This window comes from Paracoccus maritimus (assembly GCF_025195095.1).
GTDB lineage: Bacteria > Pseudomonadota > Alphaproteobacteria > Rhodobacterales > Rhodobacteraceae > Paracoccus > Paracoccus maritimus.
Genome location: NZ_JANAVZ010000002.1, coordinates 105,396 through 119,893, shown reverse-complemented (window position 1 = coordinate 119,893; position 14,498 = coordinate 105,396). Strand labels below are relative to the sequence as shown.

Genomic DNA, 14,498 nt, shown 5'->3' with positions numbered 1-14,498 from the left:
GGCGGAGTTGATCGCACCTTGATGCAACGGTCGGGCATCTGTCCGACCGGTATCACCGCGACTGGCTGATGCGGGTTCTGCCGCGGGGCTTCGCGCTGATGGGACTGGAACGGGCGGGGCTTCGTCATCCGTCCGGCGATCAGCAAGGTCTTGGCATCCTTCTGATCTGTGGCGCGGTCCTGTGCTTCACCATGATGGATGCAACCGCGAAACATCTGACGCAAAGCTATCACCCCGGGCAGGTGGTCTGGGCGCGGTTCATCGTAAATGTCGCGATCCTGGTCTTGCTGTTCCGTTCCCGCATCCCCGCATTGTTGCGGACCCGACAGCCCGGGCTGCAATTCGCGCGGGCCCTGACACAGCTTGCATCCGTGGGCTTGTTCTTCACCTCGCTGCAATTCATCGGACTGGCCGAGGCGACAGCGATCATGGACACCAACCCTGTGCTGATCACACTCGGCGCGGCACTGTTTCTGGGCGAGCGTATCGGGCTTCGCCGCGTGATGGGCATTGCCGCCGCTTTGGTCGGGGCGATGATTATCATCCGACCGGGAATGGGGGTCTTCCAGTCCGCGGCGCTGCTGCCGTTGATCGGTGCCTTCACCTATGCTGTAGGGGCGTTGCTGACACGCGTCGTGCGCGGTGATTCGACCGCAACATCGGTCTTGTGGTCGGCCTTGGTCGGGGCGTCTCTGACCTCGGTCGCGGTGCCGTTCTTCTGGCAACCCATTGCGGCAGCAGACCTTTGGGCTTTCGCAGCCTTGGGCCTGTTCGGTACGATCAGCCAGACATTGCTGATCCGGGCATTCGCCATCGCCGAAGCGGGCGTGCTGGCACCGTTCGCCTATACTGGCCTGGTGTGGGCAGGTCTTTGGGGGTGGCTGTTCTTTGGAGAACTGCCCGATCACTGGACCATTCTCGGGGCGGTGATTATCGTCGGCGCAGGGCTTTACGTATGGTATCGCGAGACACGTACCGCACGGCAGGACAGATGAGCGACGAGGACCGGACATCGCCGACCGACCGATTGGCCAGCGGCGCGTTTCTGGCTGTGATGACGCTGGCACGGCTGCTGCCCTATGAACGTCGCATCCCGGCAGTCGGCTGGATCTTCGCGCATCTGCTGGCCCCGGTGGCCGGCTGGCGTCGGCGGATCCGCGAAAACCTGGCACTGGCGCGGCCGGACATATCCGCGCAGGACGTGCGGCGGCTGACCCGCGCAGTTCCGGCCAACGCGGGCCGTTCGGTCGCCGAGATCTATTCGGGGGACGAATTCACCGCCCGGATCCGCGCCGCCGATCCGCTGGAGGGGCCAGGCTTGGCCGCGCTTGAACAGGCGTTTGATGCGCATCGCCCGGTCATCATCGCCTGCGCGCATTTCGGCAATTATGACGCAATGCGGGCGGCGCTTTCGGCCCGGGGCTGGCCGGTCGGCGCACTGTATCGGCCGATGAACAACGAGGCATTCAACCGCCACTACATTCCGGCAATCACCGCCATCGCCGAGCCGCTGTTCCCGCGCGGGCGCGCCGGGCTGGCCTCGATGCTGCGGTTTCTGAAGGGTGGCGGCTGGCTGGCCCTGGGATTCGATCAGCACGACCGTCATGCGCCTGAACTGCGGTTCTTCGACCTTCCTGCCAGAACCGTCCTGACCCCGGCCGAGTTGGCGATCAGGTACGACGCGCTGATCCTGCCGATCCACGCGATCCGCCAGCCCGACGGCGTAAGCTTCCGTGTCCATGTCGGAAAACCGCTGGCTCATGGCGATCCGCAACAGATGATGCAGGACCTGAACGACGATCTCGAGGCGCTGGTCAGACAGCACATGGACCAGTGGTTCTGGGTGCATCGCCGCTGGAAATAGACAGCCGCGGCGCGCGCTGCCGCACAGCCAGTGTGCGTTGCCTGTCATTGTCATGCCGCCACCCGCGACCCTACATCCCGTCCAAGGGCGTTCCGGCCCATGACGTGACGAAAGGGGATATCCCATGAAGAAGATCGGTTTCCTGTCATTCGGCCACTGGTCGCCTGACCGCGGATCGAAGGTCCGCTCGGCCAGCGATGTCCTGCTGCAATCTATCGACCTCGCGGTTGGGGCTGAAGACCTGGGCCTGGATGGCGCCTATTTCCGCGTCCATCACTTCGCCCGGCAACTTGCCTCGCCCTTTCCTCTGCTTGCCGCCGTCGGTGCGCGCACCGACCGGATCGAGATCGGGACCGGCGTCATCGACATGCGGTATGAAAACCCTCACTACATGATCGAGGATGCGGGTTCGGCGGATCTGATTTCGGGCGGACGGCTGCAGCTTGGCATCAGCCGCGGCAGCCCCGAACAGGTGATCGAGGGCTGGCGTCATTTCGGCCATGAGCCTGCCGAGGGCGAAACCGATCAAGACATGGCACGGCGCCATACCGAACTGTTCCTGGAACGGCTGGAAGGAAAGGGTTTTGCCCGGCCCAACCCGCGGCCGATGTTTCCCAATCCGCCCGGACTTCTGCGTCTGGAGCCGCATTCCGAGGGGCTGCGCGAGCGGATCTGGTGGGGCTCTGCCTCGAACGAGACAGCGATCTGGGCGGCACGGATGGGGATGAACCTGCAAAGCTCGACCCTCAAGGTCGATGAGACCGGAGAGGCTTTCCATCTGCAGCAGGCCCGCCAGATCCGCGCCTATCGCGCGGCCTGGGCCGAGGCAGGGCATGACCGCACGCCGCGCGTTTCGGTCAGCCGTTCGATCTTTCCGCTGATGAACGACACGGACCGGATGTATTTCGGACGCGGCAATGACAGCGACCAGATCGGCCAGATCGACAATTTCCGGGCCGTCTTCGGTCGTGGCTACGCAGACGAGCCAGACCGGCTGATCGAAGACCTGCATGCGGACGAGGCGATCGCCGAGGCGGATACGCTGTTGTTGACGGTCCCGAACATGCTGGGTGTCGATTACAACCTGCATGTCATCGACAGCATCCTGAGACATGTCGCCCCTGCCCTGGGCTGGCGCTGAAACGCGCCCGGCACGCCGCATCGACGCGCATCGTGCAGGTCCAAACAAAAAACGGCCGCCAGTGCTTTGGCGGCCGTTCCTATCTTGCAGATTGCCTTCAGATCAGCCGACCTTCGCACCGCGCAGCGGCGCCGAGGCTTCGCGGCGGGCGCGCAGTTCCTCGGCCACAAGGAACGCCAGTTCCAGCGACTGGCTGGCGTTCAGGCGCGGATCGCAGGCGGTGTGATAGCGGTCTGACAGATCCTCGTCGGTCACGGCGCGAACGCCGCCGGTGCATTCGGTCACATCCTTGCCGGTCATCTCGAAATGCACGCCGCCGGGGATGGTGCCTTCGGCGTTGTGGATCGCGAAGAACTCGCGCACCTCGCGCAGGATCGAATCGAAGGCCCGCGTCTTGTAACCGGTCGAGGACTTGATGACGTTGCCGTGCATCGGGTCGCAGGACCAAACGGCATTCGCGCCCTCGTCCTGCACCGCCTTGATCAGCCGCGGCAGATGGTCGCCCACCTTGCCCGCACCGAACCGCGCGATCAGTGTCAGCCGACCCGCCTCGTTCGCCGGGTTCAGCTTTTCCATCAGAACCTTCAGATCCTCGGCCGTCGTGGTCGGGCCGCATTTCAGCCCGATGGGGTTCTGCACGCCGCGGCAGAACTCGACATGAGCGCCGTCCGGTTGGCGCGTCCGGTCACCGATCCAGATCATGTGGCCGGACCCTGCCACCGGCAGGCCGGTCGTGGTGTCGATCCGGGCCAGCGCCTCTTCGTATTCCAGCAGCAGCGCCTCGTGACTGGTATAGAAATCGACCTTGCCCAACTGATGCGCCGTCTCGGAGTTGACGCCGGCTGCCTGCATGAAGGCCATCGCATCGCGGATGCGGTCGGCGATGTCGCGATACTTCGCCGCCTCGGGGCCGCCCACGAAATCGGCGATCCAGCTTTGAACGCGGTGCATGTCCGCGAAACCGCCGGTCGAGAACGCGCGAAGAAGGTTCAGCGACGCCGCCGCCTGCGTATAGGCCGCCAGCATGCGGTTCGGATCGGGAATACGCGCTTCCGGCGTGAAGTCGAAACCGTTGATGATGTCACCGCGATAGCTGGGCAGTTCTACGCCATCGACGGTTTCGGTCGGCGCGCTGCGCGGCTTGGCGAACTGACCCGCCATCCTGCCGACCTTGACCACCGGCAATTGCGCGCCCCAAGTCAGAACGACCGCCATCTGCAGCAGCAGCTTGAACGTATCGCGGATATTGTCGGCGCTGAATTCACCAAAGCTCTCGGCGCAGTCACCGCCCTGCAGCAGAAAGCTGCGACCGGCCGCAACATCGGCCAGTTGTTCGCGGAGGCGCCGCGCCTCGCCTGCGAAAACCAGCGGCGGATATCGGCGAAGCTGCGCCTCGACCGCGTTCAGCGCGTCGGGATCGGTATAGTCCGGCATCTGAACGCGCGGACGGGCACGCCAGCCGGCCTTGTCCCAGTTTTGGGTGGCGGTCTTGCGGGTCTCCTGCGTCATGGCACGCACTCCTTGGGGAATTCATTCGGGTTGATATAATCGGTCAGCGCCGCAGGGGAAAGGGCAGACGGCTCGCGAAACCGTCATGCGACTTCGGGTGCAGGCCACGTTTACCCCCTTGCAGCGTTTCCCATTCCCTGATGAGAGGTGGGAATCCAACCGCGCCGAGACAGCACCATGCCATCCGAGACACCGCGCCGCTTTACATTCCTGCTGCTCAACCGCTTCACGCTGATGCCGTTTGCCGCGGCGATCGAACCGCTGAGGCTTGCGAATCGAGCTTCCGGGGTGGCGCATTTCTCGTGGCGGCTGGTAGGGCCGGCTGGCGATGTGGCGACCTGTTCCAACGGCACAAGCGTAAGACTGGATGCGGGGCTGGACAGCGAAGCCCCGGTCGGGCGCGGGGATGTGGTGATCGTCTGCGGCGGCACCGAAATAGCCCGCGAAGCCACCAAGCCGGTGCTGAACTGGCTGCGCCGGCAGGCACGGGGTGGCGCAGCGATGGGCGCGGTCTGCACGGGCGCGTGGATTCTGGCCGAAGCCGGTCTGCTGGACGGGCGCAAGGCCACGATCCACTGGGAAAACCATGACGGCTTCGCCGAAGCATTTCCCGAGGTCGATCTGTTTCGTTCGGTCTTCGTCCATGACGGCAACCGAATGACGGCGGCGGGTGGAACCGCGTCGGTGGATCTGATGCTGCACCTGATCTCGGAAACGCTGGGTGACGCCTTGACGGCAGAAGTGGCCGATCAGTTGCTGCATACCACGATCCGCAGCGACCAAGACCGCCAGCGCCTGTCGATCCCAACCCGCATCGGCGTGCGCCACCCGCGCCTTTCCACCGTGATCGCCCGGATGGAAGCCAATCTGGAAGAGCCGATCAGCCCTGCGCAGCTTGCATCTGATGCTGGAATGTCGGCACGTCAGCTGGAACGCCTGTTCCGCCGATATCTGAACCGCAGCCCCAAGCGGTACTACATGGAAACCAGGCTTGCCCGCGCCCGCAACCTGCTGATGCAGACCGAGATGTCGATCATCGAGGTGGCGCTGGCCTCGGGGTTCTCAAGTCCTTCGCATTTCTCGAAATGCTATCGGGCGCTTTACGGCAGCACGCCCTATCGCGAACGCGGCACCGGTTCGGCGTCGAAAGCCGGACAAGTCTGATCGCGAACCGCGGAAACGGGCCGCATTCCCTTCCCCGTTAACGCATCGTTAACCTTCTGTTGATACTCCGCTTTTCGCGGGCCGCGAAACATGTCCGCGACAAGAGATTTCCGGCCGAACCGGAAACTTTGGGGCATGGGTCAGCACAAGGCGACGGGCGAAGATGGACTATCAGGTCACGATGCTGACGGTCAGTCAGGTCATCCCGTCCGGAAGCTCTGGAAACGCCCGCTACGCGCCCTGGTACAATCAGTATTCCTCGATCAGTCTTTCAAACCCGACGCTTAGCACCATCACGATCACCGATGACGACCCGGTGCTGAATTCGCGCTACTATTCCCCCGGCGAGACCCAACAATTCCTGGCCGAGGATACGACCTTCGGCTATGGCGCCGGGGCGCAAACCGTCTTGGCGGGCACGAAGATCAGCAACTTCACCGCATCGCTGATCCGCGATCAGGACGGGAATGAATTCCACGCCCTGTTCCCGTGCGACTTCAACGGTTCGATCGGGACAGAACTTGGCGGCAGATACTCGGTGCTGATCATTCCGGTGGAACGGATCGATCCGGTGAGCGGAGAAAGCAGCTATCCCAGCTTCGATCCGAATGCGAATTTTGGCTATGTCCGCACCGTGCCATTGCAATCCGGTGACGCGGGGGCGCCCAGCTATGCGCCTGCTGCCGCGGTGCCCTGCTTCGCCTCGGGCACGATGATCGACACGATGTTCGGGCCGCGCGCCATCGACAGCCTTTCCGTAGGTGACATGATCCGCACCCGCGACAACGGCATGCGATGGTTGTCCTGGATCGGATCCACCTATGTCGACGTTGGGACGCTTGACCAGCAGCCCAATCTGCGTCCGATCCGGATCAGGGCGGGCGCCTTGGCGCAAGGGGTTCCGGCGCGAAACCTGATCGTGTCTCCGCAGCATCGGATCCTGGTACGCTCGTCCATCGCGCGGCGTTTGTTCGGCGAGCACGAAATCCTGGTCGCTGCCAAGCATCTTGTCGGCCTGCCCGGCATCGAGGTCATGCGACCCGATCATGGCGTGACCTATTGGCACATGCTGTTTGACGGCCATGAAGTGGTGTCATCCGATGGCGCCTGGAGCGAAAGCCTGTTCGTTGGCCCGCAAGCGATGGAATCCGTAGGGCCCGACGCGCGCAACGAGATTCTCGCGCTGTTTCCGCAAATGTCACAGCCGGGTTTCCAGGCCATCGGCGCGCGGCGCCTGCTGAGCGGTCGCGAAGGGCGCGACCTTGCGCAGCGGCACGCCCGGCACGCACGTCACCTGGTTGAGGCGATCTAGCACCGGGCAGATCCCAAAGGGGCATTCTGACCGACGCCGGAGCCTGTTCGATCTCGCGTCACACCAGACGAATGACCGGGTTTGCCGGATACCGCCGACGGGCTACTGTGTCGGCAGGATCGTTTCAGCACGAGGGAGGATGCACGATGCCTGTCTATCTGATTGCAGAGGTTACGGTGACCGACGATGCGTGGGTGCCCGGATATGCCGCCCGGGTCCATGACATCGCGGCCAAGCATGGCGGCCGTTATCTGTCGCGCAGTGGCAATATCGAAACCATCGAAGGCACGCCCCTGAACAGCACCCTGATCGCGCTGATCGAGTTCCCTTCGCGCGAGGCGGTATCGGCATTCGCCAACGATCCCGAATACGCCCCCTTCGCCGAGGGGCGCCAGAAGGGCAGCGTCAGCAATTTCCATGTCATCGACGACACCGACCTGGCAGGCGGAATTCCCTATCTGCCGAAGGGCTGACCCGCCGCGATTGATGCGGCGGACGGGCCCGGTTCAGCCCGTCATCAGCATGTGGGACATGCCCACGAAGGTGATCAGTGCCCCGAAGATCGCGAAGATGGCATCGTGCAGCGGATCCCAGACCCGATGCTTGATGGCGATCCGGATGATGAACAGGTGCAGAACCCAACCGGCGATCATCTGCCCGATGATCGCGCCGGTCAGCCCGCCCAGTTCGGCGCCGATCAGGAAGGCGCCGATCTGGACCCCGGCCCGCAGCATCTGCAGCAGCGACGGACTGCGGGAATCCCCGGCCGCCAGCGCCGCCTGCGGATAGGTCATGCCCAGCACAACTGGCACCTGCGCGCTGGCGATCAGCGACACGATCGGCCCCGCGCCCTGATAGCGGATGTCGTAGAGCAGTTCGATGATCCACGGCCCGCCGACCGCCATGACCGCGATCATCGACAGGACGATGGCCGACAGCCCCATGCGCATCCGGCGGACGGTTGCGAAATTCTGCGGCGATTCATGAGGAGGACTGTCGCGATAGACCGGAATGATCGTGCGACCGGTGATGTTCTCGGCCAGCGCCATCGGAAAGGACGCCAGAAAGAAGCCGATGTTGTAGACGCCAAGCTGTTCAAGGCTCAGATACTTGCCCAGAACCGCCTTGTCTCCCTGCGACAGAACGAACCCGCCTGCCGAACTGAGGGTGATCCATTTGCCGAAATGGATCAGTTCATGCACGGCCTCCTTGTCCCAGCCGAAACCGGTGGTCGGCCCCTTCAGGTAATAGCGGGTCAGCACCGCCTTTACGCCAGCCGCCACGAACTGCCCGAAGACCAGCGCCCAGATCGACCGGGTCAGCAGCGCGAAGATCACCATCGAACCGACCGACGCCGCCTGACTGGCAAGGTCGATCAATGTGACCGTGCCCAGCCTGATATGGCGCTGTGCGTGTTCGATGTTTGGCGATACCAGCCCGCCGATCAGAAGGCTGGCGCCCACGGCGGGCATCAGCTGCACCAATTGCGGCGCGTCATAGAACTGCGCGGCGGGCCATGCCAGCGCGCAGATGACCACGAAATAGAAGCTGTGCAGCAGCATCTTGACCGACCAGGCGGTGTTCAGGAATTTCGGATCGTCGCCACGTTTGCTTTGCATGATCGAGGGCGTCAGTCCGACATCGGTCATCATCACGACGCCCAGAACGAACATCGTGACCAACGCCATCAGGCCGAATGCATCCGGGAACAACAGACGTGTCAGGATCAGGTTGCTGGCCAGCCGGATACCCTGGCTGAAGAAATAGCCCATTCCCGAAATCGCCGATCCGCGCAGCACCCGCTGGGTAATGCTGGTGCCGGACATAAAGCTGAAAACGCGTTTCATCGGCGGGTTGCTTCCTCGATCAGGCGAGCCAGCTTTTCGGCCTCGCGGTCAATGTCATGGCGTTGCAGGACACGGGCGCGCCCCGCCTGCCCCATCCGATGCAGATGTTCGCCCGACGTCCCGGCCGCGTCGATGATGCCTTTTGCCAACGCCTCTGTGTCACCCGCAGCAACCAGCCATCCAGTTTCACCCGGTATGACAAGTTCGGGGTTCCCGGCGATATAGGTGGCGATCACGGGACGACCGGCGGCCATCGCCTCCATCACCACCATTGGCAGGCCTTCGGCAAAGCTGGGCAGGATCAGCGCGTGGCTTTCTGCCAGAACGCGGCGCACCCCCGCCTCGTCAAGCCAGCCGGTCAGGGTGACCTCGTCGCCAACCCCGTGCGCCGCGATCGCGGCTTCGATCTGCGGTCGCATCGGACCGTCGCCGACCAGCGTCAGGTGAACATCCACGCCGCGCGCACGCGCCATCGCCAACGCCTCGGGCAGCAGCAACTGGCCCTTCTGTTCGGCGAACCGTCCGATATTGACCAGCCGCAGCGTGCCGCCGCCCGGCATCGCGGCCGGCTGGGGAAAGCGCGCAGGTTCGATCCCGCAATGAACCACCCGAATCCGGGGCCAGTCGGCATAGTCTGCCCAGCGGCAAAGCTGACTGCGCCCATGCGCCGAGATCGCGACCGTGAATTCCGATCCCGTCACCTTGCGGCCAAGGCTCAGCGCCAGCGGACTGTCGAATTCCTCCGGGCCGTGAACGGTGAAGCTGTAGCCCGGTCCACCCAGATCGCGCACCAGCGCCGCAACCGCGGCTGAATTGGTCCCGAAATGCGCGTGCAGATGGTCAAGCCCCAACACCTCGGCCCGACGGGCGACATGTGCCGCCTCGGCCAGGTAGATCAGGTGGCGCAACCTGCCCTGTGCCGACCGGCCGCCCATCTGCCACGCCGATGCCAGCGCGCGGACAAATCCGGCGGGGCGGGCGACCATCATGCCCAGCAGATCCCGCAGCAGCCGCCCCGCCCCAGCCTGCAACACCAGTTCGGTGCGGTCGTATTCCTGAAGATCGGCGGGATCGACCAGTGCATCACGATCACTTCGCATGGCGAAACGGTGGACCGAAATGCCGCGCCGTTCCAACGCGTGAATCTCGCGACGGACAAAGGTAACACTGGGCTGGGGATAGGTATTCAACAAGTAACCGAGACGCACGACGATACTACCTCATGCCGCAACAGGCGGCGGTTTCGGCCTAGCGGATTTTGCCTGCCCGCGAAAGCGCCACATGCCTGCACTTCTGGACAATCTCATCGTCCCCGCGTCCACCCGGCTGCCGGTCCGCGTTCCATCCTGACCGCCACCGAAACGGCTGCATAGACAGCGAATCCGACCGGATCACGCAGGGCCAGCCGCGCGGCCCCTCCGGCACCAAGTGCCGCCTTGCCTTCGTTGCGCAAGAGATCCGGCCAGCGTGCGGCGATTTCCCTGACACCCGCGTCCTGACGACGTCGCACGCGCACCAGACGCGACCACCCCTCGACCATCGGCCAGCTATAGGTCGCAGGAAGCCCGATCCGTTCGTCGGGCGCGAATTGCAGACGCACGAAGGTGTCGTCCGAAATGATCCGCGGAAACGCGCCCCAGCGCGCCCGTCCGGCCCGGTTCACCGCGAACAGGCCATATCCCGGCGCCTCGCTGCGCGCAAAGGGCAGCCGCTGCCACAGCCGGGCATAGGCGCGCGTGACCGGGCTGGCGGCACGCGGAATGATCGCCGTTCCGCTGGCGTAGGCCGCACCCGATGCCGCGCAAAGCGCCCGCGTCAGGTCGCCCATCAAGGACGGGCTGACGACCACATCGGCATCCAGATAGGCGCGCAGATCCGCCTGCGCGGCCTGATCACCCGCGTTCAGCGCACCGATCTTGTCGCCCTTCTCAAGTTCGATCACGATCAGGGTCCAGCCTGCCGCGCGGGCTGTCTCGGAGAAGCCGCGGGCGATATCCGCGGTCCTGTCGCGACATCCATTAGCGACCACGATCACCTCGGCGCCACCGGGGACTGGATCGCCTTTCAGCAAAGCCGCAAGACATGCTGACAGATACGCCTCTTCGTTGCTGGCCGGCAGAATAACGCTGAGCGCGGGCGGATGGGTCATGGATAAGACTCCGAAACAGCGTCCCAGCGCGGGTTTTCGTCGTCAAGATGACGCAAAACGCCCCAGCTGCCGTATTGGCTGGGGCCGCCGATCGCGGTGTAGAAATTGAATGGCTGATCGCTGAAGCGTTGCCAGCCTTCGATCAGGTCAAGATAAAGATCGCCCATGCCGGGTGAATAGTTCAGCGCGATCAGGAACTCGGTCAGTTCCTCGTCGTCAGCGGCCGGTCCCGTGGCCACGACATGGCTGCCGCCTTCATACATGACAAGGTCCAGGCCAAATCTTGCGGCCGCGCGCCTGTGATGGCGGAACAGGTTGTCGATCACCCACCTGACCGAGCCTTCCGGATCTCCGCTGATCGCGCCGTCGCGCAATTCCGCGATCATGCGGTCGATCGCAAGATCGAAGCGATGCGCACGGATGAATGCCTCGAGGTCCGCGCCGACAAGACCCTGCAGCCCGGCGCGGCGCACGGCATCGTCGTGGCTGACCTCCAGCAACGATCGAAGCATTTCCATGCGCTCGGGATTCTCGAGATTGGCATGGAAATAGCCGGTGATCGCGTAGGCATCAAAGTGTTCGGACAGCGGTTCCCAGCCTTCCGGGTCGGCCGCCTTCCAGGCCGGCGCGTTCAGCATGGCGTCTTCGGTGCCTGTCCAGCCGGTGAATGTGCCCACGACACGAACCAGACGGGCGCTGGCCGAAGGGGCGAATTCCTCGGTCCAGATATCGACAACCTGCGCCGCCCGGAATGCGCCATATTGCATGCCCGCGTCCTCGACACCCCAAAGCTCGGCCGCCTTGCGGTCCGCCCAAGCCCGCTGATCGAACGACCAGTTCCAGATCTCGTTCGAGAACTCGACCCAAGCGCGGCGGCCGGGCGCCAGATTGTCCCGAACCCGTCGCGCATATTGCCGCACCAGATCATCGCTGGCCAAGTGCGGGATCGTGAACCACGGGTCGGCGTCCAACTCGTTGGCCAGCGCAACCATGACCTCGGGCGGGACGCCCCGGTCGGTGCTCCAGATATAATCCTCGCGCGCCGGGATCTGGTCGGGGCTGGTCATCGTGGAATTGTTCGTCCGCATCCAGTCCATGAACCGCAGCAATTCAGCCCCACGCAATCGCGCCAGAAAGTCGGGATTGAAGATCTGGCCTGCGTCGGCTAGGGCGAGGCGGTCCTGACGCACCACGCTGATATCGCGGATCGGATCTTCGGGATCGGTGCGGCGCAGATGGATAAGCACCGATCCGCGTCCCGGCAGATAGTCAAAAGCGATGCGCCCTTCTTCGTAGCTGATATTCCGCGCCAACCTGCCTTCCAACTCGATCCGTCCCACGCCGCGATAGCGCAGGACATACCGCCCGGCGGCCGAGATCATCCCGCTGTCCAGATCGCTGAGGATCAGGGTGGTCAGATGCGTGACCTCGTCCGGTATCCGCTTGGGCCAGCCATGTTCATCAAGATAGCCGGCCTCGCGCAATTTCGGCGCGTCGAAGCCGCCCCACTGCCCGGGCAGATGCCCGATCCATGGACGAGCGTTCTTGAAGACATCCAGAAACGGCAGATTCGCCGACCAGTCCGATATGCCTGTCAGGTTGAAGGCGATGCCCTCGCGCTCAACCCCGGACAGATACGAGTCGGTGGGGCCCTGCCAAGACACGAACCCGCGGTCATCCGAGATCGTGCTGTCCACCAGCGCCTTTGCCTGACGCCACATGACGCGATCCACCGACGCGGCAGCCATCCTGTCCTGCACCACCCGCAGGGCAATGCGTTGCATCGCACCCGCCATCGGCTCGGTCACCGCATCTTCCAGGGTTGCCGGACGGTTGCGCCCCAGCCAGACTGGCAGACCCTGTGGGTCATCGCCGCTGAGGGCTGCGTGAAACAGCATTGCTGCGAAATAGCTGCCGCGCCCGTTCAGCCGACGTCCATCCTCGGCGAAGATCTGGGTGATGCTGACAAGCCCCGGCACCTGACCTGCGGCGATGGCGCCGTCCAGTGCCAGTAAACCCCGCGCCAGTGGGATCAACCTCGCGGGCGGGTGATCCCCGTCAGCAAAGCCCTGATCGTTCAACGCTTGCACAATCGCCTGCCACAGCGGCGCCGCAGCGGCCACCTCTTCGCGCCAGCCCTTAGGGTCGCGACCATCCAGAGGCGGCCAGCTTTCATACAGCAAGCATTCGGCCTGCGGGTTCCTGCGAACCGCCAGATCGCAGAAATCGGTCGCATATTCGATGCTGTCGTGCCGGACGAGGCTTTCCGTCAGGGGCAACGCCTCGGTCATGACCAACTGATCTATGCCGCCTGTCGAAAGCACCGCCCGGGGATCGACACCCGGTCCGGCGGCAGCGTTGACCCAGTGATACGCAAGCGGCGCTTCGGGCGCTTGGCGCGCTTCCACCGTCGTTTCAGCGCCGTTCATACGCCCCGCCGAGGCGATCATCTGTGGCATGTCTGCCCCGAACAATCCCATTCCGATGAACAGGATGTCCGTCAGAATAGCGCAACCGATCACGACGCGATCCCGGTCAGCGGATCGGACGCGACGACCTGCCAGACAATCCGTTGAACCCGTGTCGCATTCTCCGCGTCGAATGCCAGCGCCGCGCTGCCATCAGCGCGATCAAGCTGCGCAGGCAGTCCCTCTGGGCTGCGTTGATACAGGACGGCATAATGGGTCAGAGCAATCACGTAGTTTCCAAGATCGCCCAGATGGATCTGATCGACAGAGCCGTCAGGCGTCCGCGCAAACAGGGCCTCGCGACTATCCACGCCCGGCAGTTCGCCCGCCTCGGCAGCGCGCACGACCGCCGCCAGCGCCGGACCTCCGGGCAGCCGATAGATCGGGCCCACGCCTTCTGCCCCCATCGCGCGCCGCATCAGTTCATCCTGCCACAGCGGGCCGGCATCGTCCGCGATGCGATCCAGCCAGCCTTCCTTGTCGTCCAGCCGGTGCCATGTCTCGTAAAGATAGACCCGCACATCGGGCCGTGCCTGCTGCGCGAAACGCGCCCATTCGGCAAGATAATTGCTGCTGCCATGCCACTTGATCGCATCGCGCAGTTCGACCATCTCGGTCAGGATCACCGCGTCATGATCACCGCTTTGGATTGCCTCGCGTGCGGGGCGATGTGCGGGATGGGCGTTCTCTTCGGCGAATCCGGGCACTTCGTCAGGCCCCAGCCAATGCGACCGCAAAGTGGCCCCCCACCCCAGTTGGGAGGCGTAGGCATGTCCCGCAGGCGCCAACTGCGCCAGCATGGCCGGCATGTCGCGACCGACCAGACTGTGGCCCAGATGAAAGACGCGCAGCGATCCCTGGGGCGGGGTCAAGGGCGCATGTGCATCCGCGAATGCATCTGCCGGCATCTGGGGCAACGGCTGCGGAACGTCGGTGTTGCGGCGTCGAATGAACAGTCCGGCAGCACCCAGCCCGGCAAGGCCAAGCGCCGCAAGTCCACCGATCAACCCCACCCTGCGATTCATGTCTTCCCCGATTACAGAT

The 14,498-nt window shown here is 64.0% G+C and carries 12 protein-coding genes; 6 read left to right on the top strand and 6 right to left on the bottom strand.

Features of this window, described 5'->3' with window-relative positions; all coding sequences use genetic code 11:
- The first annotated feature begins 68 nt into the window (after nt 1-68).
- The 3 genes from MU516_RS03630 to MU516_RS03620 all read left to right on the top strand — a co-directional run bounded on the left by MU516_RS03630 (nt 69) and on the right by MU516_RS03620 (nt 3,005).
- The gene (locus MU516_RS03630) at nt 69-995 is read left to right on the top strand and encodes a DMT family transporter (RefSeq protein WP_260275838.1); all 927 of its coding nucleotides are present in this window, start codon (nt 69-71) and stop codon (nt 993-995) included.
- The gene (locus MU516_RS03625; protein WP_260275837.1) at nt 992-1,864 is read left to right on the top strand and encodes a lysophospholipid acyltransferase family protein; all 873 of its coding nucleotides are present in this window, start codon (nt 992-994) and stop codon (nt 1,862-1,864) included. The genes MU516_RS03630 and MU516_RS03625 overlap by 4 nt, the downstream gene beginning before the upstream one ends.
- Before the next feature lie 124 nt (nt 1,865-1,988).
- On the top strand, nt 1,989-3,005 hold the full coding sequence (locus tag MU516_RS03620) for an LLM class flavin-dependent oxidoreductase (protein WP_260275836.1): 1,017 nt from the start codon (nt 1,989-1,991) through the stop codon (nt 3,003-3,005).
- Between the two features lie 102 nt (nt 3,006-3,107).
- Here the strand turns inward: MU516_RS03620 and MU516_RS03615 are convergent, their stop codons facing one another.
- Nucleotides 3,108-4,514, bottom strand: a complete 1,407-nt coding sequence (locus MU516_RS03615) for a class II 3-deoxy-7-phosphoheptulonate synthase (RefSeq protein ID WP_260275835.1) — start codon at nt 4,512-4,514, stop codon at nt 3,108-3,110.
- Nucleotides 4,515-4,691: 177 nt separating this feature from the next.
- Here MU516_RS03615 and MU516_RS03610 point away from each other — a divergent pair, with 177 nt between their 5' ends.
- The 3 genes from MU516_RS03610 to MU516_RS03600 all read left to right on the top strand — a co-directional run bounded on the left by MU516_RS03610 (nt 4,692) and on the right by MU516_RS03600 (nt 7,463).
- Nucleotides 4,692-5,678 (top strand): GlxA family transcriptional regulator, encoded by a 987-nt coding sequence (locus tag MU516_RS03610; RefSeq protein ID WP_260275834.1) that lies wholly within the window; start codon nt 4,692-4,694, stop codon nt 5,676-5,678.
- Nucleotides 5,679-5,841: 163 nt separating this feature from the next.
- Entirely contained in the window at nt 5,842-6,990 is a 1,149-nt protein-coding gene (locus MU516_RS03605; RefSeq protein WP_260275833.1) for a Hint domain-containing protein, read from the top strand.
- Nucleotides 6,991-7,136: 146 nt separating this feature from the next.
- Complete coding sequence (locus MU516_RS03600) at nt 7,137-7,463, top strand: DUF1330 domain-containing protein (RefSeq protein ID WP_260275832.1); 327 nt, start codon at nt 7,137-7,139, stop codon at nt 7,461-7,463.
- A gap of 33 nt (nt 7,464-7,496) precedes the next feature.
- On the opposite strand, the gene MU516_RS03595 is transcribed toward MU516_RS03600, so the two are convergent.
- From MU516_RS03595 to MU516_RS03575, 5 genes are all read right to left on the bottom strand, one after another.
- Nucleotides 7,497-8,837, bottom strand: a complete 1,341-nt coding sequence (locus tag MU516_RS03595) for an oligosaccharide flippase family protein (protein ID WP_260275831.1) — start codon at nt 8,835-8,837, stop codon at nt 7,497-7,499.
- Nucleotides 8,834-10,045, bottom strand: coding sequence for a glycosyltransferase family 4 protein (locus tag MU516_RS03590; RefSeq protein ID WP_260275830.1), 1,212 nt, complete (start codon nt 10,043-10,045; stop codon nt 8,834-8,836). Before MU516_RS03590 ends, MU516_RS03595 begins: the two co-directional genes overlap by 4 nt.
- A 95-nt stretch (nt 10,046-10,140) precedes the next feature.
- On the bottom strand, nt 10,141-10,986 hold the full coding sequence (locus MU516_RS03585; protein ID WP_260275829.1) for a glycosyltransferase family 2 protein: 846 nt from the start codon (nt 10,984-10,986) through the stop codon (nt 10,141-10,143).
- On the bottom strand, nt 10,983-13,508 hold the full coding sequence (locus MU516_RS03580; protein WP_260275828.1) for a hypothetical protein: 2,526 nt from the start codon (nt 13,506-13,508) through the stop codon (nt 10,983-10,985). The genes MU516_RS03585 and MU516_RS03580 overlap by 4 nt, the downstream gene beginning before the upstream one ends.
- Nucleotides 13,505-14,479, bottom strand: a complete 975-nt coding sequence (locus tag MU516_RS03575) for a hypothetical protein (protein ID WP_260275827.1) — start codon at nt 14,477-14,479, stop codon at nt 13,505-13,507. The genes MU516_RS03580 and MU516_RS03575 overlap by 4 nt, the downstream gene beginning before the upstream one ends.
- Nucleotides 14,480-14,498 lie beyond the last annotated feature (19 nt).